At 74.1% G+C, this 23460-nt stretch carries 17 protein-coding genes and 2 pseudogenes; 11 read left to right on the top strand and 8 right to left on the bottom strand.

Going from position 1 to position 23460, the window contains the following annotated elements; translation table 11 throughout:
• Positions 1–62: 62 nt before the first annotated feature.
• The gene (locus AC2RP6_RS27460; protein ID WP_486448614.1) at positions 63–908 is read left to right on the top strand and encodes a DEAD/DEAH box helicase family protein; all 846 of its coding nucleotides are present in this window, start codon (positions 63–65) and stop codon (positions 906–908) included.
• Positions 909–915: 7 nt separating this feature from the next.
• On the opposite strand, the gene AC2RP6_RS27455 is transcribed toward AC2RP6_RS27460, so the two are convergent.
• Positions 916–1485: a hypothetical protein gene (locus AC2RP6_RS27455; RefSeq protein WP_486448613.1), complete on the bottom strand. Its 570-nt coding sequence runs from the start codon at positions 1483–1485 to the stop codon at positions 916–918.
• Positions 1486–2135: 650 nt separating this feature from the next.
• On the opposite strand from AC2RP6_RS27455, the gene AC2RP6_RS27450 reads away from it, so the two are divergent.
• Complete coding sequence (locus AC2RP6_RS27450; protein ID WP_486448612.1) at positions 2136–2930, top strand: CAP domain-containing protein; 795 nt, start codon at positions 2136–2138, stop codon at positions 2928–2930.
• 91 nt (positions 2931–3021) lie between these two features.
• On the opposite strand, the pseudogene AC2RP6_RS27445 reads toward AC2RP6_RS27450, so the two are convergent.
• Positions 3022–6010, bottom strand: a pseudogene (locus AC2RP6_RS27445) (bifunctional [glutamine synthetase] adenylyltransferase/[glutamine synthetase]-adenylyl-L-tyrosine phosphorylase).
• Positions 6011–6498: 488 nt separating this feature from the next.
• Here AC2RP6_RS27445 and AC2RP6_RS27440 point away from each other — a divergent pair.
• On the top strand, positions 6499–9330 hold the full coding sequence (locus AC2RP6_RS27440) for a PIG-L family deacetylase (RefSeq protein WP_486448611.1): 2832 nt from the start codon (positions 6499–6501) through the stop codon (positions 9328–9330).
• A 279-nt stretch (positions 9331–9609) separates the two neighbouring features.
• Positions 9610–11295 (top strand): annotated as a pseudogene (locus AC2RP6_RS27435) (PIG-L family deacetylase); the annotation flags it as partial.
• Positions 11296–11857: 562 nt separating this feature from the next.
• On the opposite strand, the gene AC2RP6_RS27430 reads toward AC2RP6_RS27435, so the two are convergent.
• From AC2RP6_RS27430 to AC2RP6_RS27415, 4 genes are all read right to left on the bottom strand, one after another.
• Positions 11858–12523 (bottom strand): histone deacetylase, encoded by a 666-nt coding sequence (locus AC2RP6_RS27430; RefSeq protein ID WP_486448610.1) that lies wholly within the window; start codon positions 12521–12523, stop codon positions 11858–11860.
• A 163-nt stretch (positions 12524–12686) separates the two neighbouring features.
• Positions 12687–12941 carry a hypothetical protein gene (locus tag AC2RP6_RS27425; protein WP_486448609.1) on the bottom strand — a complete coding sequence of 85 codons (255 nt, stop codon included), beginning with the start codon at positions 12939–12941 and terminating at the stop codon, positions 12687–12689.
• Between the two features lie 158 nt (positions 12942–13099).
• Entirely contained in the window at positions 13100–13891 is a 792-nt protein-coding gene (locus AC2RP6_RS27420) for an arylamine N-acetyltransferase family protein (protein WP_486448608.1), read from the bottom strand.
• 125 nt (positions 13892–14016) lie between these two features.
• A complete protein-coding gene (locus tag AC2RP6_RS27415) occupies positions 14017–15378 on the bottom strand; it encodes a glutamine synthetase family protein (RefSeq protein WP_486448607.1) in 1362 nt (453 codons plus the stop codon).
• A gap of 217 nt (positions 15379–15595) precedes the next feature.
• On the opposite strand from AC2RP6_RS27415, the gene AC2RP6_RS27410 reads away from it, so the two are divergent.
• The 4 genes from AC2RP6_RS27410 to AC2RP6_RS27395 all read left to right on the top strand — a co-directional run bounded on the left by AC2RP6_RS27410 (position 15596) and on the right by AC2RP6_RS27395 (position 17951).
• Complete coding sequence (locus tag AC2RP6_RS27410; RefSeq protein ID WP_486448606.1) at positions 15596–15925, top strand: hypothetical protein; 330 nt, start codon at positions 15596–15598, stop codon at positions 15923–15925.
• A gap of 57 nt (positions 15926–15982) precedes the next feature.
• Entirely contained in the window at positions 15983–16684 is a 702-nt protein-coding gene (locus tag AC2RP6_RS27405; protein ID WP_486448605.1) for a thioredoxin-like domain-containing protein, read from the top strand.
• A gap of 8 nt (positions 16685–16692) precedes the next feature.
• Positions 16693–17355: a DUF305 domain-containing protein gene (locus tag AC2RP6_RS27400; RefSeq protein WP_486450463.1), complete on the top strand. Its 663-nt coding sequence runs from the start codon at positions 16693–16695 to the stop codon at positions 17353–17355.
• 176 nt (positions 17356–17531) lie between these two features.
• The gene (locus AC2RP6_RS27395) at positions 17532–17951 is read left to right on the top strand and encodes a CBS domain-containing protein (RefSeq protein WP_486448604.1); all 420 of its coding nucleotides are present in this window, start codon (positions 17532–17534) and stop codon (positions 17949–17951) included.
• A 52-nt stretch (positions 17952–18003) separates the two neighbouring features.
• Here the strand turns inward: AC2RP6_RS27395 and AC2RP6_RS27390 are convergent, their stop codons facing one another.
• A complete protein-coding gene (locus AC2RP6_RS27390) occupies positions 18004–19011 on the bottom strand; it encodes an alpha/beta fold hydrolase (RefSeq protein WP_486448603.1) in 1008 nt (335 codons plus the stop codon).
• The gene (locus AC2RP6_RS27385; RefSeq protein ID WP_486448602.1) at positions 19008–19709 is read right to left on the bottom strand and encodes a DUF998 domain-containing protein; all 702 of its coding nucleotides are present in this window, start codon (positions 19707–19709) and stop codon (positions 19008–19010) included. Before AC2RP6_RS27385 ends, AC2RP6_RS27390 begins: the two co-directional genes overlap by 4 nt.
• A 171-nt stretch (positions 19710–19880) precedes the next feature.
• Between AC2RP6_RS27385 and AC2RP6_RS27380 the strand changes: the two genes are divergently transcribed.
• The 3 genes from AC2RP6_RS27380 (at position 19881) to AC2RP6_RS27370 (ending at position 23399) form a co-directional block, all read left to right on the top strand.
• The gene (locus tag AC2RP6_RS27380; protein ID WP_486448601.1) at positions 19881–20258 is read left to right on the top strand and encodes a hypothetical protein; all 378 of its coding nucleotides are present in this window, start codon (positions 19881–19883) and stop codon (positions 20256–20258) included.
• Between the two features lie 119 nt (positions 20259–20377).
• Complete coding sequence (locus AC2RP6_RS27375; protein ID WP_486448600.1) at positions 20378–21994, top strand: multicopper oxidase family protein; 1617 nt, start codon at positions 20378–20380, stop codon at positions 21992–21994.
• Between the two features lie 112 nt (positions 21995–22106).
• On the top strand, positions 22107–23399 hold the full coding sequence (locus AC2RP6_RS27370) for a DUF4352 domain-containing protein (RefSeq protein ID WP_486448599.1): 1293 nt from the start codon (positions 22107–22109) through the stop codon (positions 23397–23399).
• Positions 23400–23460 lie beyond the last annotated feature (61 nt).

The following is a 23460-nucleotide window of genomic DNA, read 5'->3' as shown; positions in this document are numbered from 1 at the left end:
CCCCGGCCGGGACGGCAATCCCGGGCGAGGGCCTGACCACAGCGGAAGTGAGCCCTTCCCCCATGGCTGACCAGCAGCTTAGCGCGCCCGCGCGCGTCCCGTCGGGTATCCGACACGTCAACCACGACCACCGGCGCGGCTACGTCAAGATCGGCAACCACCTCGCCCAGCACCGCCGGCTGAGCATGGCGGCGATCGGCCTGGCCACGCACATCCAGTCGCTCCCGACCGGCTCCAAGGTGACCATCAAGGCCCTCGCCGAACGCTTCCCCGAGGGTGAGGTCCGGATCGCCGCAGCGCTGCGCGAGCTGGAACGCCACGGCTACCTGGCCCGCTTCCAGGAGCGGCTGCCGTCTGGACGCGTCGTGACCTGCACGGTCTCGTACAACAACCCGCCCGCCATGGCCGAGACGGCCCGCGCGCCACGGGTCGCGCCCCCGCAGCCGGCGCCGAAGCCCGCCTCCCGGCCCGAACCAGATCCGGAGCCCGAACCTGCCCCCGAACCGGTCGCGCCGGAGATCGAGTTGCAGGTCGAGTTGGAGGCGCGGGAGGTGCTGGCCCGGCTGCGCCTGCGTGACCCGCGGCTGACACTGTCCGAGCGGGACACCGTACGGCTGGCGCCCGCCGCGGCGGAATGGCTGGAGCGCGGGCTGGCCCCGAGCGCCGTCACCGCGGCCCTCACCCGCTCGCTGCCGACGCAGACGATCCACTCCCCCGCCGCGCTGGTCGCCCACCGCCTGCGGGAGCTGCTGCCGCCGCGCCTGCCGGACCCCGGGGCGCCCGACCCGGGCGGCCCGGACCGCGCCGTCCATCCCCTCCGTACGTGCGACGGCTGCGAACGCGCCTTCCGCTCCCCCACCCCCGGCCACTGCCGCGACTGCACACCACCGGCGAGCGCCGCCGCCTGACCTCGCGCTACAGCGATTCGTCGGCCGCCCGGTCCATGAACCTCTGCACGGCCGCCAGCTGCGCCTTCACCGCCTCGGCGAACTCGGCGTCGGCCTTCACCAGGTCCACGCCTTCGGGTCCCCTCGCGTACCAGTCCGTCGCCAGCTCCCCCAACCGCGCGGAGGTGCTGTCGATCGCCGCCAGTTCCCGGCGCCCGTCGGACGGCGTCACGAGGCGCGCCGTCGTGAGGGCCCGTGCGAGCTCCGTGTTGGCCGGCGCGTATCCGTTCTCGAACTGGCGCTGCCTCTCCTGCGGCGTCTTGGCGGGGTCGAGGCTCGCGGCCAGCAGGTGGGTGGCCTGCTGCACGTACGTGTTCGCCGTCCCGGCGAGGTCCACGTAGGCGGTCCGGCGGATATCGGCACGGCGGGCGTGGGCCTCCTCGCTGCGCGTGTCCTTGGCCTCGAAGTAGGCCAGCGTGCTGCCCGTCAGACCGGCCAGGGCACCGATCAGCGCTCCCGCGAGCGCGGCGGTCGTGGCGCTCCCCTGCCTCGGCCGCCGACTCGCCCCGCCATCGGCCTCGTCCTGCCTTTGTGTCATGCAGTAGCCCTACCGTGTCGGGAGCGGCACGGCACCCGCAACCACCTGGAGGCACGAACGCACCGGGGCCGCCCGAAGGAATTGCGGCGGGCCCATCGCCCCGTCGGCCGGATTGGATCTTTTCCGTTCTCGGCAATTCCTCCGAATGGGCCACGGGGAAAGCGGGCAGGCTCTCGCGGCACCCTCCACCGGGGCCTTTCCCGCGCGGGCAGGACCACACCCCTGGACTGCAGCCGTCACGGGGCGGGCCGGACGCCACGATCCGGCACCCGGTTGCGTGACATGCGTCACGGCATGAATCCCGGCGCTGGAGGCCCTCCCGGGCGCGCCACCCCCTCGACATTTCGACATTTGTCCGTTTTGGATTCGACATTCCCCTCTCCTACGGGAACGGAATCCCGGCTACCGCCTTACCGGCCCCCTACTTCCCTGGTCACGACCGCTCCTGAAGACACATCACATGGCTGTGCCAGTGACCTGATCGTGACCATGCACGATCAACGGCCCGTTTCAAGCCGCGTGCCGAATCCCCGGGGTGCGCGCGAAAGGGAAACTTGCCAGGCCAATGGCGGACTTCTAAGAATGTCGACCATTCCGGCGTCCCGCAGTTCCGGCGCCGGAAGCTTCGCGATCACCGAATGAGGTCACGCATGCAGAAGCATCGGAAGAAGAAGCAGTACCGGAAGATAATCATCGGCGTCAGCGCACTGGGAATCGTGGGCGTTCCCACGGCCGCCATGGCCTGCTTCGACACCGGCGGCGACGACACCGGCCGGACCCGTACCGCGAGCCACCAGGCGCAGCGCCCGTGGGAGTACGTCCCCACCGCCGACCCCAACACCGCGGTCCCGGTGGACGTCCCGACGACGCCGAGCAGCACCCCGGCGCCCGAGCAGCCGTCCGCGGAAGCCTCGGAGTCCGCCGCCCAGCCCCCGCAGGCCCAGCCCCCGCAGGCGCAGCCCTCCCAGGCGCAGCCGCCGCAGGCGAAGCCGCAGCCCGCGAAGCCGCCGGTCACGAAGAAGCCGCAGGCCCCGCAGCCGCCGAAGACCTCCCCCGCGCCGGCCGCCTCCGGCTCCGTCGCCGCGGTCCTCGCCCTGGTCAACCAGGAGCGCGCCGCCGCCGGATGCCAGGCCGTCACCCTGAACGCGAAGCTCACCAAGGCCGCGCAGGACCACAGCGCCGACATGGCCGCGAACAGCACCATGTCCCACACGGGCTCCGACGGCTCGGACCCCGGCACGCGCATCACCCGCGCCGGCTACGCGTGGAGCACCTACGGCGAGAACGTCGCCTACGGCTACAGCACGCCCGAGAAGGTCATGGAGGGCTGGATGAACAGCCCCGGCCACCGCGAGAACATCCTGAACTGCTCCTTCAAGGAGATCGGCATCGGCCTCGCCCAGCCGAACTCCTACTGGACCCAGGACTTCGGCACGGCCCGCTGACACGACGTCGAGGCCCCGCAACGGCGGTCGGCGGCCCCCTCATGGGGTCCGCCGACCGCCGTTCCGCGTCGCGGGGAGGGTGTCCGGGCCGTCAGCCTCCGTAGAACCGTTCCTCGACCACCGCGCGGGCGCGGCGCGTGATGCGGCGGTAGTCGTCGAGCAGCTCGCCGACCGTGCCCTCGGCGTAGCCGAGGTAACGGCCCACCGCCCCCAGTTCGCGGGCCTCGGACGGGAAGGTGTCCCCTGCGCGGCCCCGCACCAGCATCACGGCGTTGCGGACCCTGGTCGCCAGGACCCAGGCCTCGTCCAGGATCTGCGCCTCGTCGGTCGGGATCAGCCCGGCCGCGTGGGCGGCGGCGAGTGCCTCGCGGGTCCGGGTGGTCCGCAGGCCCGGTTCGGCCCAGGCGTGCTGCATCTGCATCAGCTGCACGGTCCACTCGACGTCGCTGAGGCCACCGCGGCCCAGCTTGGTGTGCAGGGTCGGGTCGGCGCCGCGCGGCAGCCGTTCCGACTCCATACGGGCCTTCAGGCGGCGAATCTCGCGCACCGCGTCCTCGCCGAGGCCCTCGGCCGGGTAGCGCAGCGGGTCGATCAGCTCGATGAAGCGGCGGCCCAGCTCCTCCTCGCCCGCCACCGGCTCGGCCCGCAGCAGCGCCTGGCTCTCCCAGGTCAGCGACCAGCGCCGGTAGTAGGCGGCGTAGGAGGCCAGGGTGCGCACCAGCGGGCCGGAGCGGCCCTCGGGGCGCAGGTCGGCGTCGATGAGCAGCGGCGGGTCCGCGGTGGGCAGCTGGAGCAGCCTGCGCATCTCGGCGATGACGGTCTGGGCGGCCTTGGCGGCCTCCTGCTCGTCGACGCCCTCGCGGGGCTCGTGGACGAAGAGGACGTCGGCGTCGGAGCCGTAGCCCAGTTCGTGGCCGCCGAAGCGGCCGACGCCGATGACGGCGAAGCGGGTGGGCAGGGTGTCGCCGAAGTGCGACTGCACGGCGGCGCGCAGGGCGCCCGCGATGGTCGCGGCGGTGAGGTCGGAGACGGCTCCGCCGACCCGGTCGACCAGGGCTCCGTGGTCCTCCTCGGCCGGGCTGTCCTCCGTACCGTACGAGCCGATGATGTCGGCCGCGGCGGTACGGAACAGCTCGCGGCGGCGCACGCCGCGGGCGGCCGCGACGGCGGTCTCCGGGGTCTCGGCGCGGCCGACGGCGGCGAGGACCTCCTGGACCAGGGCCTCGTGGCTGCGGGGCGCCAGACCCTCTGGGTCGCCGAGCAGGGCCACCGCCTCCGGGGCCCGCATCAGCAGGTCGGGGGCGAGGCGGCCGGCGGACAGGACGCGCGCCAGGTTCTCGGCGGCGGCTCCCTCGTCGCGCAGCAGGCGCAGGTACCAGGGGGTCTTGCCGAGGGCGTCGGAGACCTTGCGGAAGTTCAGCAGGCCGGCGTCCGGGTCGGCGGAGTCGGCGAACCAGCCCAGCATCACCGGGAGCAGGGTGCGCTGGATGGCGGCCTTGCGCGTGACGCCGGAGGCGAGGGCCTCCAGGTGGCGCAGGGCGGAGACCGGGTCGGCGTAGCCGAGGGCTTCGAGTCGCTGGCCGGCGGCGCGCGGGGAGAGCCGGGTCTCGCCGGGGGTGAGCTGGGCGACGGCATCGAGCAGCGGCCGGTAGAAGAGCTTCTCGTGCAGGCGGCGCACGACGGAGGCGTGCCGGCGCCAGGCCTTGTTGAGCTCGGCGACCGGTTCGGTGCGCAGGCCCATGGAGCGGCCGAGGCGGCGCAGGTCGTCCTCGTCCTCGGGGACGAGGTGGGTGCGGCGCAGCCGGTAGAGCTGGATGCGGTGTTCCATGGCGCGCAGGAAGCGGTACGCGTCGTGCAGCTGGGCGGCGTCGGCACGGCCCACGTAGCCGCCGGCGGCGAGGGCGTGGAGGGCGTCGAGGGTGGTGCCGGAGTGCAGGGTGGCGTCGCTGCGGCCGTGCACGAGCTGGAGGAGCTGGACGGCGAACTCGACGTCGCGCAGGCCGCCGGGGCCGAGCTTGAGTTCGCGGTCGACCTGGGCGGCGGGGATGTTGTCGACGACGCGGCGGCGCATCTTCTGGACGTCGGGGACGAAGTTCTCGCGTTCGGCCGCCTGCCAGACCAGAGGCGTTATGGCGTCGATGTACGCGGTGCCGAGGGTCTCGTCGCCGGCGACGGCGCGGGCCTTCAGGAGCGCCTGGAACTCCCAGGTCTTGGCCCAGCGCTGGTAGTAGGCGAGGTGGGAGGCGAGGGTGCGGACGAGGGGGCCGTTGCGGCCCTCGGGGCGGAGGTTGGCGTCGACGGGCCAGATGGTGCCCTCGACGGTGGTCTCGGAGCAGATCCGCATCAGGTGGGAGGCGAGGCGGGTGGCGGCCTGGAGGGCCTTGGCCTCGTCGGCGCCGGGGGCCGCGTCGCCGACGAAGATGACGTCGACGTCGGAGACGTAGTTCAGCTCGTTGCCGCCGCACTTGCCCATGGCGATGACGGCGAGGCGGCAGATCGCGGCGTCGTCGGGGGCGGCGGCGGTGGCGATCCGCAGGGCCGCGCGGAGGGTGGCGGTGGCGAGGTCGGCGAGTTCGGCGGCGGTCTGGGCGACGTCGATGGTGCCGCAGACGTCGCGGGCGGCGATGGAGGTCAGGCAGCGGCGGTAGGCGACGCGCAGGCCGACGGGGTCGTGCGCGTCCGCGAGGCCGCGTTCGAACTCGGGGAGCCCGGGGTGCAGGTCGGCGGCCTCGTAGGTGACGAGGCCGAGCCAGTCGCGGGGGTGGCGGGCGAGGTGGTCGCCCAGGGCCTCGGAGGCGCCGAGCACGCCGAGGAGGCGGTCGCGCAGCGGCTTGGCGCTGACGAGGGTGTCGAGGAGCCCGGGGAAGCTCGCCGTCGGGCTGGGCCTCGGCGAGCCGGGCCAGCCCGCGCAGGGCCAGGTCGGGGTCGGCGGTCGCGCCGAGGGCGTCGAGCAGCACGGGATCGGCGCGGACGGCGGCGAGCGCGTCGGAGTCGAGCAGCGCGGCGGCTGCGGAGGGGTCGGTGAAACCGCTGCGGAGCAGCCGGATGAAGGTGCTGCTCCTGCGTCCCGGGACCGTCATCCCGCCGCCTCCCGCGGTCGTCGCTGCCACTGCCCTGGCGTACTTGGGTCGAGCCTATCCGGAGCAGGCGTTCGACTCACCGGGACGTACCATGGCATGGATTATCGGATTATCTGCTTAATTCTGAACACTTATCGCTTGATGGGGCCCGCTCCCCGCCGACCGGCCACGAGGAGCCCCATGCCCGACGGACACCCCCGCCCGGGCGGGAACCCGAAGGCAGCCGGGGGACACCCCGTGCCCGGAGGGGTTCGAGGAGGACGGGCGGTTACGAGTGGGACGCGCGGGGCGCGCAGCACGTGGGGGACGGGTTGTACGAGGGGGACGGGTTGTACGGGCGGTACGAGGGGGACGGGCAGTTCGGGCAGTACCAGGGGGACGGGTGGGATGGGCAGTACCAGGGGGACGGGCGGGACGGGCAGCCGGTAGGGCACCAGCAACCCCAGCAGTACCACCAGTCGCACCTGCCCCACCAGCACCAACACCCCGTGCCCGTACGTGAGTTTCCCCATGCCGAGCCGCCGCCCCGGCGCGACACCCCCGTCCCGTACACCCCCTCGATCCCCCACCAGTCACAGCACGCGACGTCCCGGGGCGGAGCCCCCGACTTCCCCTCCCCGCAGGGGCGCGGGGCGGCCCGACTCCCGGCCCAAGCCGGTGCCCCCGACGACACGGCACCGCACGCGCCGGCGGCCGGCGGCGCCACGCCGCCCGCCCCGCAGGGGCGCAGGGCGGCCCGACTGGCCCGCAGAGCCGGGGCCCCGGACTCCCTCGGCGCCGAGCCCCGGATCCCGGCCGGCGGCCGCAAGGCCGCCCGACTCGCCCGCAAGGGTGGAGCCACTGATGGCGACGCCCCGGGCGCGTCCCCCGCTGCCCGGGGCACGACCGGAAGCCGCCGGGCCACCGGGGCCGCCCGCCCGCCGGACGCCCCGCAAGGCCGCCGAGCCACGCGCCTCGCCCGCGAGGGCGGAGCACCCGCCCCGGAAGCAGGCGCACCCACCCCCACCCGGGGCGCGGCAGGCGCGTCCACCCCAGCCCAGACCCCGGACGGCGTCGCACCGGCACCCTCCGCACCGCAGGTGCCGCCCGGCGGCCGCAAGGCCACGCGGCTCGCCCGCGAGGCCCAGGCCCAGGCCGAGGCCGGCGGCCGCCGAGCCGCGCGGCTCGCCCGCGAGGGCGGGGCGTCCACCGCCGCCCGGGGTGCGGACGACGGCCGCAGGGGGCACCGGTGGGCCGGGCTCGTCAAGGGCGTCGCCCTCTGCGCGGCCCTCTCCGCCGCCGGCATGCTCGTGCTCCGGGCCGGCGCCGTCACCGCCCTCACCGCCGACCCCGCCGGCCCGGCCCGTCCGGACAACTCGCCCGTCGCCATCGGCGCCGTACCCGACCCCGGCCGCGTGCTCCAGATCGTCGCGCACCCCGACGACGACCTGTACTTCATGAATCCCGACCTGCGGTACTCCATATCCGCCGGCCACCCCGTCACCTCCGTCTACCTCACCGCGGGCGAAGCCGACGGCGTCAACGCCACCCCCGCCAAGGGCCCGGGCACCGCCCCCGACAAACACGCCCCCAACAAGCCCGCCTACGCCGAGGCCCGCCAGAACGGCATCCGCGCCGCCTACGCCAAGATGGCCACCGGCGACCGCGCGAGCGCATGGCAGCGCACCGTCGTCCCGACGAAGGGCGGCGGCCACGCCGAGGTCGACGTCCTCGTCGCGAACCCCCGCGTCAACCTCGTCTGGCTGCAGCTGCGCGAGGCCGGCCACGGCTACGCCGACGCGCCCGCCAGCCTGCACGGCCTCTGGGACGGCAAGGTCGCCCGCCTGGACTCGATGCTCTCCTCCGGCACGCCGGTGAAGCAGCGGTTCGGGTACTCGAAGGACCAGGTCGTCCAGACCCTCACCGGCGTGCTGGAGCAGTACCGGCCGACCACCGTCCGCTTCCAGGACCCCACCCCCGGCCGGTACCCGGACACCAAGCAGTACACCGACCACCAGGACCACTTCTACGGCGCCCGCTTCGTGCAGATGGCAACGGCCGCCTACGCGAAGGACGTCACGGACCGCCCGCACTTCGCCGTGCAGAACTACGTCGGCTACTTCAACGGCTCCCTCCCCAGCGCACTGGACCCCCAGGAGGCGAAGGAGAAACTGGACAGCCTCGACACCTACGCCTGGCTCGACCGCCAGAACCACTGCGGCAGCGACGCCGGCTGCGGCGACCTCAAGGTCTCCGACCACCCCGCCGGCAACCGCTGGACGGACTCCATCAACTACGCCCGCGGCACCGGCACCAACTGGCTGACCTCCGACCAGGACCACGGCCTGTGGGCCTTCAAGGTGCTCGACGGCCAGGTCGCCGTCTGGCACCGGCCCGGCCCGGTCGGCGCCTGGCGCGGCCCCGACCTGCTGCCCGGCACCGGAATGGACCCCGGCGCCTCCGCCGTGACGCTGAAGGACGGCCGCATCGCGGTCTTCGGTACCCGTACCTCCTTCGGGGCGCGGCCCACCGACTACAAGCGCGAGGTGGTCTACGCGGTCCAGAAGGCGCCGCGGGCCGACGGGTTCGGGCCGTGGCAGTCGCTCGGCACCCCCGAGACGGCGGACGAGGCGTGGACCTCCGACATCAGCGCCCCGGCCGTCTCGGTCGACGGCACCGGGCAGGTGGCGGCGTACGTCCGCGACGGCGCGTACGGCCTGCGCGGCCGGGTGCAGCAGGCCGACGGCGGCTGGGGCCCCTGGGAGAAGTACGGCGGTGAGGACCTGCACGGTACGCCGGTCACCGCGACCGACGGCGCGGGGCGGCGCATGGTGCTGTCCGCGACGTCGAAGTCGGTGGTCGGCTGGGCGCAGCCGAAGCCGGGCGCCCCGCTGGGCCGGGCCACGGCCACGGGGCTGCCCGACACCACCCTCCCGCTGACGGCGGAGGGCCGGGAGGGCGGGGTACGGCTGTGGTTCCGCAAGCCCGGTTCGGGCAACGTCCGTACGGCCCTGATGACGGCCGAGGGCGGGCTGAAGGTCAACCACATGACCGACCTCGGCGGCCTGAACGGCTTCGGCTCGGTGACGGCGAGCGGGCACGTGCTCGCGGGGCGCGCGGCGGGCGGGCAGCTGGGCTCGGAGGTCGGGCCGGGGCGGCCGTGGGGGCGGTCCCCGCTGATGTTCGTCGGCGCGCCCTCGTCGACGATGACCGGGGGGAACATGGTCAGCCTGGCGGTGGTGGGGCTCGACGCCCGCCTGTACGTGACCTCGTCGGCGGACGCCCCGGACGCCTACCTGGCCCCCTGGCAACCGGTGGGCCCGCGCAACGCGCCTCCGTAACCCGCCCGCGCCCGGGCAGCGACCCCATGGCCCGGGCCCCAGACGGCAACCCCGGCCCCGCACCACGTGCCCCTGGCACGGGCTCCTGCAACGGCGGTGCACGCCGCGGCGTTCCCGTACCGCAGACCCCACAGCGCGTGCCCCTGCGCGGCGGCCCCCGCGGAGGCGCAACCCCGCAGAGGCGCAACCCCGCAAAGGCGCAATCCCGCACAGACGGCGCCCCGTACAGGCCCGGTTCCCCTACCATCCGGCGCTCTCGCCGCGCGCGGAGCGGACGAAATGCCCGCCCACGGGCGGCACTTACCCGCTGTTTTCCGGAAAGCAGGAGTCATCGGCGGCTTCGGTGAACCAAGTTCGCCGATTCCGCCTCTCTCTGACTGCTCAGCGTTTTCTCCTGCCCGGAACGAACCCAAGGCGTGCCCGATGCCCGTGACCCGTCGCCGCTTCGCGGCCCTGCTCACCGCGCTGACAGCCGGCACCACCGGCGTGCTCTCCGTGCTCTCGGTGGCCTCCGGCCAGCAGACCGCCGCCGACGCCGCCCAGGGGAAGAACCCGACCGTCGTCCAGCCCGCGAGCGTCACCTCGGGCTCGGTCGTGCAGATCGTCGCGCACCCCGACGACGACCTGTTCTTCATGAACCCCGACCTCAGCCGTTCCCTGACCGCCGGCACCCAGGTCACCACCGTCTACCTCACGTCCGGGGAGTCCGACGGCCGCAACGAGGCGCACGGCAACGCCGCCAAGGACCCCGAACAGCCCGCCGACCGCGCCCACTACGCGGAGGCCCGGCAGAACGGCATCCGCTCCGCCTACGCCCAGATGGCCACCGGCGACCGCACCAGCGCGTGGCGGCGTACGGTCGTGCCCACCGCCGGCGGCGGCCGCGCCGAGGTCGACGTCCTCATGGCCGAGCCGCAGGTCAACCTGGTGTGGCTGATGCTGCGCGAGGCGCGTACGACCGGCGAGGACACCCCCGAGAGCCTGCGCGGCCTGTGGAACGGCCGAATACCGGCGCTGGAGTCCCAGCTGACCACCGGAACCCCCGTCAAGCAGGGCCACGCGTACACGAAGGACCAGCTGATACAGGCGATAGCCGGGGTACTGGAGCAGTACCGGCCCACGACGATACGCATGCAGGACCCGACGCCCGGCCGGTACCCGGACAGCGGCCGCTTCACCGACCACCAGGACCACATGTACGGCGCCCGCTTCGTGCAGGCCGCCACTGCCGCCTACGCCCAACAGGTGCAGCGGCGACCGCACTTCTCCGTCCAGAGCTACCTCGGCTACCACAACAGCACGCTCCCGCACTCGCTGGACCCGCAGACGGCCGAGACGAAGACCGACTACCTGCGGACCTACGCCTGGCAGGACCACCAGGACCACTGCGGCAGCCCCTCCGGCTGCGGCGACCGCAAGGTCGCGGGCAACCCGACCGGGCGCAACTGGGCCCAGTCGCTGCGCTACACCCGCGCCGACAACACCTCCTGGCTGACGCAGGGGGTGTCCGGCCGCCTCTGGGCCTTCACGGTGCTCGACGGACGCATGGCGTACTGGACGCGGGGCGCGACCGGCGTCTGGGAGAAGCCGGTTTTCCTCGCGGGCCCGGGCATCGACCCGGGCGCGACCGCCGCCCGGCTGCCCGACGGCCGCGTCGCCGTCCTCGCCACCCGCACCGTCCTCGGCCCCGCCCCCGCGGACTACCGGCGCGAGGTCGTGTACGCCGTCCAGGTCGCGCCCGAGGGGGCGTTCGGGGGGTGGCAGTCGCTCGGCAGCCCCGAGAAGGGCGACGACGACGGCACCTCGGCGATCAGCGCGCCCGCGGTCGCGGTGGACGCGCGCGGCCTCCTCACGGTCTACCTCCGCGACTCCCGCCGCACCCTGCGCGCCGTCACGCAGCAGCCCGACGGAGGCTTCTCGCCCTGGCAGCGCCTCGGCGGCGAGGACCTGCAGGGCGACCCGGTCACGGCCGTCGACTCCGCCGGGCGGCGCCACGTGTACGCGACGACCACCACCTCGGTGCTGGCCTGGACCCAGGCCGGCCCGGACGGCCCGCTCCGCGGGCCCTCGCCGACGGGCCTGCCGGCCACGACGGTCCCCCTGACGGCGTCCCCGGACGGCGCGGGCGTCCGCCTGTACTTCCGGCGGCCCGACTCGGGCGTGGTGCGCACCGCGGTGGTGACGGCGGGCCCCGCGACCAGGCCGCAGGTCTCCAGCGTCACGGAGGCGGGCGGCCGGGCCTGGCTACGGCGCGGTCGGCGCCGCGGGGCGCCACGTGGCGGGCCGCGCGGACAGCGGCACGGTCAGCACCTCGGGCCTCGGCGGCCCGCCGGCCTGGGCGGAATCCCGCATGCTGTTCGCGGGCGCCCCGGCGGCCGTGGCGGAACCGGACGGCACGACCACCACCACCGTCCTCGGCCTCGACGCCGAACTCCACACCTCCACCACCCCCGCCACCCCCACCCGCCCCACCTGGCACCGCGCCACCCCCTGACGCCTGAGGCCCGAAGCCCTGCCCCGGCCGGTCTCAGGGGTTGGCCGTCAGGAGGGTGTGGATGCGGGCGGGGGTCCAGGTGCCGGTCGCGCCGGGGCAGGTGGAGAGGTAGGCGGCGATGTCCTGGGCCGTCCAGGGGCCGGAGTCCAGGAGGCCGGCGGCCAGGTGGCGCAGGTACGCGGCGGCCGGGGCGCGCAGTGCGACGTCCCGGAGGGTCCACGGCGCGGTGAAGGTGACGACCGGGATTCCCTCGATGGTGCCCGGGCAGACGAGGGTCTCGTACCGGCCGGGGCCGAGGGCGTGGCGGCCGTCCCGCAGGACGGTGGTGAGGTCGAGGTCCGCGCCGGGTATCCGGCCCATCTCCTGTGCGGCGATGTCGGAGAGCTGGCCGGTGGTCACGAGGTGGGCGCGCAGGCGGATCCGGCCGGGGGCGGTGGGGTCGTAGTAGCCGCGGCCGCCGGTCCACACCAGGGACTCGGTGGCGAAGTACAGGCGGCCGTCGAGCTCGACCGGGACCGACCGCTCGGGCGCCCGCCGGTCGCGGCAGCCGGGGTGGGCGTGGGTCGCGCCGGGCGGGGTGCCGCCGGCGATGTAGGCGGTGAGGCGGTCCATGTGCATGTTGGACCCGTAGGAGGCGTACCAGACGCGCTCGGGGGCGCGGATCGTCCGGGTGAGCGGGCGGACGGTGTGTACGGGCATGCACGGGTCCTCGGGGCTGCGCTGTGCGGGTTTCCCTGTCTCGCCTGCACGCGCCGGGCGGATCGTATGCCCCGTATCGGGCAAAGTTCTCCCCAAAGGTCTGGGTACGCCGCGGGGGCGGCCGACGTCGTCGTCGCACCGCCCCCGGGCGTCGGCCGCCGGATCAGGCGCCGAGGTGGTGACCCTTCGCCCACTCGAACTCACCGTCGGTGAGGCAGCTGGAGGTGTAGACCGGGCCGGTGAAGGCGGGCTTGGTGGCGGGCACCGCGGCGAGCGAGGAGCAGTTCGACGACACGCCCGCGCGACCGCCGGAGAAGTAGTCGATGTCGACCCCGTCGTTGGCGAGAGCGGCACCGGCCCCGCCCAGCAGGATGCCGGCGGCCAGGACGGACGCGGTGACAGCAGAACGAATACGCATGACTCCCCTAAGGATCTGTGGAACGACGACGCGCTGGTCGATGTGCGCGTCGGCCGGTCCAACGCCCGGGGGCACCGCGGGGAACGGCCGTTCACTCCAATGCCGCGGCTGTATCGTTTCGACAACTCACGCCCCCCGCACGCCCCCCGCGTGCGCCCCTAGGACCGGGGGTGGAGGGCCACGGGCAGCCGGTCGAGCGCGATGCCGAACTCGGCACGGTAGGCGGCCCGCACCTCCGCCTCGCCGGCCAGCTCCTCCTCCGCACGGTCGCCGTCCGCGGAGGTCCGGATGAGGGTGTGGTCCCGCAGGGTGATGCGGCCGCCGTCCTCGGTGAGCCGGGAGCAGACCGGGCCCCGGGTGAAACCGGACTCCGGGCTGGTGCTGTGCCACCACGCGCCGGTCCGGAAGTCGGCGAGCACCCGGGGGCGCGCTTCCAGCCGGTACGCCGGGACGCCGTCGCGCACGACGTCGAGATCGCCGGCGCGGCCGACGGAGCGTACGAGGAACACCCCGCCGGGATCCTTCTGCTCACCCGGATCGTCCAGGTCGAGCGGATACACGCTGTGCTCGCCGAAGCCCACGTCGGCGAGCCAGCGCCCGTCGACGCGCAGGGCGAGGTGGTCGTACGGGATGCCCGGCTCCCCGTCCTTGCCGTACACCCGCGCCTGGAGGAGCTCGACGCGGTACCCGAGGGCGGCGAGCAACTGCGCGAAGGCGCCGTTCAGTTCGTAGCAGATGCCGCCGCGCCCGCCGGTCACGAGCTTGTCGAAGAGGGCGTCCGTGGTGAGCCCGATGTCCTCGCCGAGGTGGATCGCCAGGTTCTCGAACGGCACGGTACGCAGATGCCGCAGATGCAGCTCGCGCAACGCTCCACCCCCGCCCCGCACGGGCACCCCCACCCCCAGCCTCCGCAGATAGGCACCTGCCCGGTCGTCGTCAAGAGCTTCCATCCCCCCACTCTCCCCACCCGGCCCCGCCCCCGCCATGCGCCATTGGACCTAGGTCGCGCCCCGGAAACGCCTCCGGGCCGGTGGCTGACGCCACCGGCCCGGATCGTCGTCGCGCCGCCCTGCGGCTACAGCACCGGCAGGTTCTTGCGGAGTTCGAAGGCCGTGACCTCCGAGCGGTATTCCTCCCACTCCTGCTTCTTGTTGCGGAGGAAGAAGTCGAAGACGTGCTCGCCGAGGGTTTCGGCGACCAGTTCGCTGCGTTCCATCAGGGAGATGGCCTCGCCGAGGTTCTGCGGGAGGGGCTCGATGCCCATCGCGCGGCGTTCGGCGTCGGAGAGGGCCCAGACGTCGTCGTCGGCGCCCGCCGGGAGTTCGTAGCCCTCCTCGATGCCCTTGAGGCCGGCCGCCAGGAGGACGGCGTACGTGAGGTAGGGGTTGGCGCCCGAGTCGATCGAGCGGACCTCGATGCGGGAGGAGCCCATCTTGCCCGGCTTGTACATCGGGACGCGGATCAGCGCCGAGCGGTTGTTGTGGCCCCAGCAGATGTACGAGGGGGCCTCGCCGCCCGCGCCGGCGCTGCGCGAGGAGCCGCCCCAGATGCGCTTGTAGGAGTTGACCCACTGGTTGGTGACCGCGGCCGTCTCCGCGGCGTGCTTGAGCAGGCCCGCGATGAAGGAGCGGCCGACCTTCGAGAGCTGGTACTCGGCGCCCGACTCGTAGAAGGCGTTGCGGTCGCCCTCGAAGAGGGAGAGGTGGGTGTGCATGCCCGAACCCGGGTACTCCGAGAACGGCTTCGGCATGAAGGTGGCCTGGACGCCCTGTTCGAGGGCGACCTGCTTCATGACCAGCCGGAAGGTCATGATGTTGTCGGCCGTGGAGAGGGCGTCCGCGTAGCGCAGGTCGATCTCCTGCTGGCCCGGCGCGCCCTCGTGGTGGCTGAACTCCACCGAGATGCCCATCGATTCGAGCATGGTGATCGCCTGGCGGCGGAAGTCCATGCCCACGTTCTGCGGGGTGTGGTCGAAGTAGCCGGAGTTGTCGGCGGGCACCGGCCGGCTGCCGTCCAGCGGCTTGTCCTTCAGCAGGAAGAACTCGATCTCCGGGTGGGTGTAGAAGGTGAAACCCAGGTCGGAGGTCTTGGCGAGGATGCGCTTGAGGACGTAGCGCGGGTCCGCGAAGGACGGCGAGCCGTCCGGCATGAGGATGTCGCAGAACATGCGGGCGGTCCCGGGGGCCTCGGCGCGCCACGGCAGTATCTGGAACGTGCCCGGGTCCGGCTTGGCGATCATGTCGGACTCGTAGACCCGCGCGAAGCCCTCGATGGCGGAGCCGTCGAAGCCGATGCCCTCGTCGAAGGCCTGCTCCAGCTCCGCGGGGGCGACCGCGACGGACTTGAGGAAGCCCAGTACGTCGGTGAACCACAGGCGCACGAAGCGGATGTCGCGCTCCTCAAGCGTCCGGAGGACGAATTCCTGCTGCTTGTCCATGCCTTCATCCTCGCAGTTCAGACGGCCTGTGCACCACCGCCTGAAGGGTCGCGGCACAGTCGGGTCGGCCCAGTATCGCCAGTGGTGGTTTCCGCCACATTACGCACCCGCGAAAGCTCGCGGCACCCCCGCACTGACCTCGGCCCGGTCATGAGCATTACCATCTGCGCCCATGGGGGGCCGGCAGTACACGCAGCGGGGGCGTCGGGGACGTTCCGTGCTCCGGCGCGCCGTCCTGCTCACGGTCCTCGGGGCGCTGGCCGGCGCGCTGTTCCTCTGTGCGCGCCCGGGTGAGCCGCACTCCGCCCACGAGGTGCGGGCGCACGGTACCGACCACGTCGTCTGCGTGTCCCCGTACGACCCGCCCGGCTGTTCCCCCCTCGCGCACGTGACCCCGGCCGTGCTGCCCGTGCCGCCGCCCGCCGTCACCGTGACGGACGGCGGCCCGCTGGCCTCCCCCCGCGCGACGGCCGCGGGGCGGACCAGGCCGCCGGAGCCGCTGGCGCGCGCCCCCGACCTGCATGTTCTCCAGGTGCTGCGGACCTGACGGGTCCGGTTTTGCGTTCCGTCCACCCCCCTCATCCAGAAGAAGGAACCAGGGCACATGGCCAGCCAGTCCGGCAGGACCCCCCAGCACACCGACCCGCACTCCCGCCAGGCGCGCATAGCCGAGATGCGCCGCGCCGAGAAGGCCCGGGAGCGGCGCAACAAGGCGATCGCGATCACCGTCTCCTCGGCCGTGGTCGTCGGTCTCGTCGGTTTCGGCGCCTGGGTGCTGATCGACCAGAAGCAGGCCGAGCAGCGCAAGCAGGAGGCCGCGGAGCAGCTCCGCAAGGAGGCCGAGGAGATCCGCAGGAAGCCGGTCGAGGGCGAGCAGCTCTGGGACGTGAAGAAGCTCGGCCGCAACCACGTCGAGACGCCGGTGAAGTACGAGATGAACCCGCCGGTCGGCGGCGACCACCACCCGCGCTGGATGAACTGCAACGGCGACGTCTACAAGACCGCGCTGCCCGAGGTGAACGCCGTCCACTCGCTGGAGCACGGCGCCGTCTGGGTGACGTACAACGAGAAGGCCGCCCCGGCCGACGTGGACAAGCTCGCCGCGACCGTCGGCAAGACCCCGTACACGCTGATGAGCCCGGTCAAGGAGCAGTCCGGCACGATCATGCTGAGCGCGTGGGGCAAGCAGCTCACGGTGGACAGCGCGGACGACCCCCGGGTCAAGCAGTTCTTCACCAAGTACGTGCAGGGCGAGCAGACCCCGGAGCCGGGCGCGGCCTGCACGAGCGGGCTGGCGGCCAAGTGAGCCGCACGATGACCCGTACGTACTGGGTCGCGGGCACGGCCGTGCTGCTGGCCCTGCTGTTCGCGGCGGCGGCCACGGTCGCCGCCGCGAACGGCGGATCGCCCGCTCCGGCCGCGACGGTTCCCCGGACGCCGGGGCTGCACTCCGCCGAGGCCGGCTTCGCCCGGGACATGGCGGTCCATCACCAGCAGGCGGTGGAGATGTCCTTCATCGTGCGGGACCGCACCCAGGACGAACCGGTGCGCACCCTCGCCTACGACATCGCCAACACGCAGGCCAACCAGCGGGGCATGCTGCTCGGCTGGCTGGACCTGTGGGGCCTGCCGAAGGTGGTGGCCGGCGAGCCGCCCATGTCCTGGATGGGGGCTGCGGGCCACGGCGGCCACGCCGGGCACGGATCCGCCAAGCCCGGCGCGCTGATGCCCGGCATGGCCACCAAGGAGGAGCTGGAGCAGCTCGGCGCCGCCTCGGGACGGGACGCGGAAGTGCTGTTCCTCCAGCTGATGACCGACCACCACAAAGGCGGCGTCGCGATGGCCGAGGGGTGCGCGCAGCAGTGCGCGATCCCCGTCGAGCGGGAGCTCGCGCAGGGCATGGTCGACGCGCAGCGCTCGGAGCTCGCCCTGATGGCGGACATGCTGGAGCAGCGCGGAGCCACACCGCGCGGCTGACGGGGCACGCTCGTACGGTGGGGGGAGGCGCCCCCTCTCATCCGTACGGGCGTGTGCTGTCCGACTCCGTCCCCCGTCCGGGGGCGTCGCGTGGCCGAACGGCCGCACCGCGACGGGGACGCCGGGCCGGGCGCGCCCGCACCCGGTCGGACACGGCGTACTCAGGAGGTTCGCTCATGACCACCGCCGCAGACATCATGCACCCCGGGGCCCAGTGGATACCGGCGCACGAGACGCTCGACCGGGCCGCCGAACTGATGGCCCGGCTCAATGTGGGCGCACTGCCCATCAGCGACACCGAAGAGCGGTTGTGCGGGATCGTCACGGACCGCGACATCGTCGTGAACTGCGTGGCCAAGGGCCTGGACCCGTCGAAGATGACGTGCGGGGACGTGGCCCGGGGCACCCCGCGCTGGATCGACGCCGGCGCGGACGTGACCGCGGTGCTCGACGAGATGGAGAGCCACCAGATCAAGCGGCTGCCCGTGATCAAGGACAAGAAGCTGGTCGGCATGATCAGCGAGGCCGACCTGGCCCAGCACCTGTCCGACGACCAGCTGGCCGGCTTCGTCGAGAAGGTCTACGCCCGCCGCTGACGCGGGCCTGCTGCGTCGAGAAAGGTCGACGCCCGCCCCTGACGCGGGCCGGTCAGCCGGTCGTGCCGGGCGCCGCCGTCCGCGTCCGCCCGTCCCCGCGATCCCGCTCGCCCGCCTCCACGACCGCCCGGGCCACCTGGTCCGGGCGGTCCAGCATGACCAGGTGACCGGCGGGCTCGGCGACGTCGAAGCGGGCGCCGATCCGGTCGGCGAGGTCCGCCTGGCGGCCCAGCCAGCGCAGCGCGCCACGCCCGGCCGATCCGTCGTGACCGGCCAGGACGGTCGCGGGGGCGGTCAGCGGGCGGGTCCGGCGCAGTGCCGCCAGCTCGGCGGCCATGTCCAGGTAGCGGGAGTTCTCCAGCAGCGTGCCGCGCCAGACGCGGCCGGTGCGGTAGCAGCGGCGTACGAGGTCCCGCGCGGCCGGATCCCCGCCGCCGGTGCGGGAGGCCCGTACGGTGGCGCGCCGGACGGCGGGACCGAGCGCGGCCGGCAGCCCGACGGCGGTCACGGCCCGGCCGAGGGCGCGGGCCGCGCCGGTGCGGAACGCCGCGGGCAGGAGCGTACGGGGGTCCTCCTCGACGCTGGCGTCGACCAGGACGAGGGCGGCGGTACGCCGCGGGTACAGGCGGGCGAAGCCCTCGGCGTGGAAGGCGGCGATCGAGTGCCCGACCACGGTGACCGGGGCCGCGGCGGGCCCGCCGTACCCCAGCGCGTCGAGCAGGCCGGCGATCCGGCGGGCTTCCCCGGCGGTGGTGGGCGGTGCGGTGGCCGGGCCGCTCAGTCCGTGCCCGGGCCGGTCGAAACGGACGACGGTGCGGCCGTCGGCGACGAGCAGCGCGGCGACCTCGTCCCAGTCGAACCAGGCCATGGCCAGTCCGGCGCTCAGCACGCACACCGGCCCGCTGCCCTCGACGACGACGTGGAGCGGGACCCCGTCGACGCGCACGAACCCGCCCGTCGCCTCCCCGCTCGCGCGGGGACGGGGGTACGGCGGCCCCTGCGGGGGCTCCTGCGGGGGCTGGTGCGACGGCTCGTGCGGGGGCTGGTGCGACGCGGTCATGTGCGGCGTTCCTTGTGGACGGACCAGGCGAGCAGACCCAGCCAGAGTGCCACGAGCAGGACCTGGAGCCGCTGACCGGCGCCCAGGGCCCAGGTGCCGCGTCCGGCGGTGAACATCGCGATGGCGGACAGGGTCCAGGCGGTGGCGAGCAGCTCCAGGACGACCAGCGCGGGGCCGTAGCGGGCGAGCGGGGCGAACCAGCCGTAGCGGCGGGCGGCGACGGTCAGGGCCACCAGTCCCACGAGGGCCCCGGTCATGGCGAGGCTGCTGCTGACGGCGTGGGCCTGATGGGTGGCGGGGACGAGCCCGGCGGTCTCACGGGCGGCGCATTCGGGGTCCGCGGTGGGCGTGCAGCTCAGCGGGAGCCAGGCGTCGGCCGCGGTGGCCGCCCCGAACAGGGTGACCCCGGCCCAGCCGACGACGGCCCACGGGCGGCGGGACTCCGCGTACCTCAGCAGCCGTACCAGCGCCAGCAGGCCCCCGGCGAAGGCGAGCAGGCCCGCGGTGAAGTCGGTGGCCCGGAAGAGGCCGCCGAGCGGCTGGTCCTGGGCGGCGAGTTCGCTGACGTACGTCTCGATGGGGTTGAGGCCCGTGGAGAGGACGACTTCGAGCACCCACGCGGTGTAGGCGGCACCGGCGAGGCCGATGAGGAGGGCGACCGGCCAGGCGGTGCGCGCAGTGAGCCCGTGCGGGGACATGGTGTGACTGCTTCCTAGGGTCTCGTCGGTCGGGCCGGATCAGGGAGCGGGACGAAGCGGTGGGGCGCGGCGGCGGGCGCCGCTCCCCGGTCCGATCGACAGGACGCCCGCCACGGGGTCGCCCGGGGTCGATCCCGGGATCGGATACCCACCCCGGGTAGGGTTCCGGCCATGACGCGCAGAGGTCGGCGAGCCGCCCCGGGGCCCCGGCTCCTGTTGCTCGCCGCGCTGCTGCTGGGCGCCGTCACCGTGCTCTCCCCGGGCCGTCCCTCTGAGTCCCGCACCGTGGAGGACGCGTCCGCGAGCCGGTGCGTTGCCTCGGCCGGGGCTCCCGGTGCGGCGGAGCGCGGTGGCGCTCACCACACTCCGGCCGCTCCGGCGCGGACGCGGGGGCCGGTCCAGGAACCGGTGCCCGAGCCGGCTCAGGCACAGCCCGCCCGGGCGGCGCGGCCCGCGACCGGGACGCACCCCGGGTGCGGCCGCCCCGCCGCGCCCCCGGCGACCGCCGCCCACGATCACCTCGGCCGGCCGGCGGTCCTGCGGATATAGGGCCGGCCCCGGCGTCACCGCAGCCCCCGCCACCGTGCCGCGCTTCTCCCACGGTGTGTCCCTCGGGGTGACGCCGCACCGCGCCCCCCACCGTCACACCACACCCCCGAGGTGCACCCTTGCGCTGTCTCCCCACCCGCCGCGCCGTACTCGGCGCCGCCGCGGCCGCCGCCGGCTCCGGGCTGCTCGCCGCCTGCTCCGGTCCCCACGACTCCCCCACCGGCCACGGCGCCGGGCACGGCCAGGGCTCCGGCCACGGCTCCATGCACCACGGCGGCTCGAAGGCCGACGGGCCCGCGGGGTACGTCGACCCGGCCGGACCCGAGGTCCGGGCCGCCGAGGCCGCCCGCAAGGCCACCGGCCCGGTCACCGAGGTCAAGGTCACCGCCACCGCCACCCCGCTCGACCTCGGCGGGGGACGCACCGTGCGTTCCTGGGCGTACGGCGACAGGCTGCCCGGGCAGGAGGTCCGCGCCACCGCGGGCGGCACACTCGCCCTCACCCTGGCCAACAACCTCCCCGAGGCGACCTCCCTGCACTGGCACGGCCTCGCGCTGCGCAACGACATGGACGGGGTCCCGGGACTGACCCAGCGGGACATCGCCCCGGGCGGGTCCTTCGCGTACAGGTTCGCCGTCGCGCACCCGGGGACGTACTGGTTCCACCCGCACACCGGGGTCCAGCAGGACCGCGGCCTCTACGCCCCGCTGATCGTCGAGGACCCCAAGGAACCGCTCTCCTACGACAAGGAGTGGGTGGTCGTCCTCGACGACTGGATCGACGGGGTGGACGGCGCCACCCCGGACGCCGTTCTCGCCGAACTCCGCAAGGGCATGGGCGCACAGGGCGCGGGTGCACGGAGCGGCGGCGCACAGGGCGCGGGCGGCGGCGCCCACACGGGACGCACGCACGTCGCCATGGGCGGCGAGAGCGACGTCCTCGGCAAGGACGCGGGCGACGTCGTCTACCCGCACTACCTGGTCAACGGCAGGGTGCCGGAGGATCCGACCGTCTTCACCGCCCGCCCCGGGGACCGGATCCGGCTGCGGATCGTCAACGCCGGCGGCGACACGGCCTTCCGTATCGCCCTCGGCGGCCACGAACTGACGGTCACCCACACCGACGGCTACCCGGTCGAGCACACGAGGACCGGTTCGCTGCTGCTGGGCATGGGCGAGCGCTACGACGTCCTGGTCACCGCGCAGGACGGGGTGTTCCCGCTCACCGCGCTGGCGGAGGGCAAGGACGGGTCGGCGCTCGCGGTGCTGCGCACCGGTTCCGGTACGGCGCCCACGGCGGCGACCCGCCCGGCCGAGCTGGAGGCGCGGCCGCTGACGGCGGACGCGCTGCGGGCCGCGGGGGCGGCCGTACTGGCTCCGCGCGAACCGGACCGTACGGTGCAGATCCGGCTGACGGGCTCCATGTCCCGCTACAACTGGGCCTTCGACGGCACCCCGTACACGCCGGACCAGCGGCATCCGGTCAAGGCGGGCGAGCGGGTCCGGCTGGAGTTCCGCAACGCGACGCCGATGTGGCATCCGGTGCACCTGCACGGGCACACCTTCGCCATGGGCACGGAACCCGGCGGGGCGCGCAAGGACACCGCGATCGTCCTGCCCGGCGGGCGGCTGACGGCGGACTTCGACGCGGACAACCCGGGGCTGTGGATGGCGCACTGCCACAACGTCTACCACTCGGAGTCGGGGATGATGACGGTGATCGGCTACCAGCTGTAGGGGCGGCCCGGGGGCCGCCCCGGGCCGGGCGGGAATTCGGAAGGGCGTTCGCCACCGGCATGGCACTCTTGCTCTGATCACGACAGCCGCGACAAAGGACGCTTCCGCCGGTATGACCACCCCGCCGAACCCGCCCAGCACCCCCTCCGGCCCGCCGACGGAACCGGCGGGCACGCCCGCTCCGGAGACGGCCCCGATACCGGCGCCCGCGCGGCCGCTCTCGCTCGAGAAGACCCCCGCGACCGATCCGGCCCCGGAGGACCGGGCCACCGCGCCCGCCACCGAACCGTCCGCCCAGCCCGCCACCGAACCGGCCACCGAACCGTCCGCCCAGCCCGCCACCGAACCGGCCTCCCCGCCCGCCGAGGCGCCGGCACCCGCCACCGCCGCCGAGGCGCCCTCCGCTCTCCGGGCCCCCGCCGCTCCCGAGGCCCCCGCCGCCGCGGCGCCGGCCTCCTCGCCGTTCGCCCCGCCCGGCCCGTCCCCCGCCGGCCCCGCCGCCCCGGCCGGGCCGTTCGGCGCGCCCGCCGCCGCGGGCGCTCCCGGCCCCGGCGGCCCCGTCGACCCGTGGGGGCGGCCCACCTCCGCCTTCGGCGCCGCCGGATACCCGGGCTACGCCCAGGGGGCCGCGCCCACCACCAACGGCCTGGCCGTCGCGGCCCTGATCGTCGGCGGTTTCGGCATCATCCTCGGCATCATCCCGTTGCTCTTCTGGCTCGGCGGCATCCTCGCCCTGACCGGCCTGGGCCTCGGCATCGGCGCCATCGTGCGCGCCGGCAAGGGCGCCCCGAACAAGACGATGGCCGTCGTCGGCACCGTCCTCGCCGGGGTGGGCGTCCTCGCCTCGATCGGCGGCTTCTTCCTGACCGTCGCCTTCGTCGAGCGGGCCTCCGACCGCGTCGAGGCGGGCATCGAGGAGAACGAGCTGGACCTGGACGGCCTGTACCCGAGCGAGGAGCCGTGGCCGTCGGCGTCCCCCTCGCCCACGCAGGTACCCGGTCTGACCAGCGCGCTGGTGTTCGGGGAGACCTTCACCTACCCCAACGGCGTCAAGGTGAGCCTGTCGAAGCCGACGAAGTACGAACCCAAGGGCATCATCGCCCGCGAGCAGGTCAAGAACGCCGTCCAGCTCACGATCACCATCACCAACGGTTCGAACGCACCGCACGAGGTGATCTACGCCGTGCCCAACGTCCGCGACGACAAGGGCATGACGGCCGAGATGGTCTTCGACAGCGGCGGCGGCAGCACCGTCCCGAAAATGGTCAAGGGATCGATCCTGCCGGGTGAGACCGCCAGCGGCGTCGTGGCGTTCGAGATCCCCGAGGGCACCAAGAGCATCACCGCCGACATCTCCGCCGGGACCCTGCTGGAGGACGTGAAGTACGTCGGTCCCATCGGCTGACACGCCGCACCGGCCGGCCCGTGCGGCACGCCGGAAACCCTGGAAACACACGGGGCCCAGG

Source organism: Streptomyces sp. WAC03905 (assembly GCF_057371075.1).
This window is presented reverse-complemented; position numbering and strand designations above follow the sequence as displayed.

Coding starts and splice junctions, on each gene's coding strand:
- AC2RP6_RS27460 (WP_486448614.1), top strand. CDS start 63: ATGGCTGACCAGCAGCTTAGCGCGCCCGCGCGCGTCCCGTCGGGTATC.
- AC2RP6_RS27455 (WP_486448613.1), bottom strand. CDS start 1,485: ATGACACAAAGGCAGGACGAGGCCGATGGCGGGGCGAGTCGGCGGCCG.
- AC2RP6_RS27450 (WP_486448612.1), top strand. CDS start 2,136: ATGCAGAAGCATCGGAAGAAGAAGCAGTACCGGAAGATAATCATCGGC.
- AC2RP6_RS27430 (WP_486448610.1), bottom strand. CDS start 12,523: ATGCCCGTACACACCGTCCGCCCGCTCACCCGGACGATCCGCGCCCCC.
- AC2RP6_RS27425 (WP_486448609.1), bottom strand. CDS start 12,941: ATGCGTATTCGTTCTGCTGTCACCGCGTCCGTCCTGGCCGCCGGCATC.
- AC2RP6_RS27420 (WP_486448608.1), bottom strand. CDS start 13,891: ATGGAAGCTCTTGACGACGACCGGGCAGGTGCCTATCTGCGGAGGCTG.
- AC2RP6_RS27415 (WP_486448607.1), bottom strand. CDS start 15,378: ATGGACAAGCAGCAGGAATTCGTCCTCCGGACGCTTGAGGAGCGCGAC.
- AC2RP6_RS27405 (WP_486448605.1), top strand. CDS start 15,983: ATGGCCAGCCAGTCCGGCAGGACCCCCCAGCACACCGACCCGCACTCC.
- AC2RP6_RS27400 (WP_486450463.1), top strand. CDS start 16,693: ATGACCCGTACGTACTGGGTCGCGGGCACGGCCGTGCTGCTGGCCCTG.
- AC2RP6_RS27395 (WP_486448604.1), top strand. CDS start 17,532: ATGACCACCGCCGCAGACATCATGCACCCCGGGGCCCAGTGGATACCG.
- AC2RP6_RS27390 (WP_486448603.1), bottom strand. CDS start 19,011: ATGACCGCGTCGCACCAGCCCCCGCACGAGCCGTCGCACCAGCCCCCG.
- AC2RP6_RS27385 (WP_486448602.1), bottom strand. CDS start 19,709: ATGTCCCCGCACGGGCTCACTGCGCGCACCGCCTGGCCGGTCGCCCTC.
- AC2RP6_RS27380 (WP_486448601.1), top strand. CDS start 19,881: ATGACGCGCAGAGGTCGGCGAGCCGCCCCGGGGCCCCGGCTCCTGTTG.
- AC2RP6_RS27370 (WP_486448599.1), top strand. CDS start 22,107: ATGACCACCCCGCCGAACCCGCCCAGCACCCCCTCCGGCCCGCCGACG.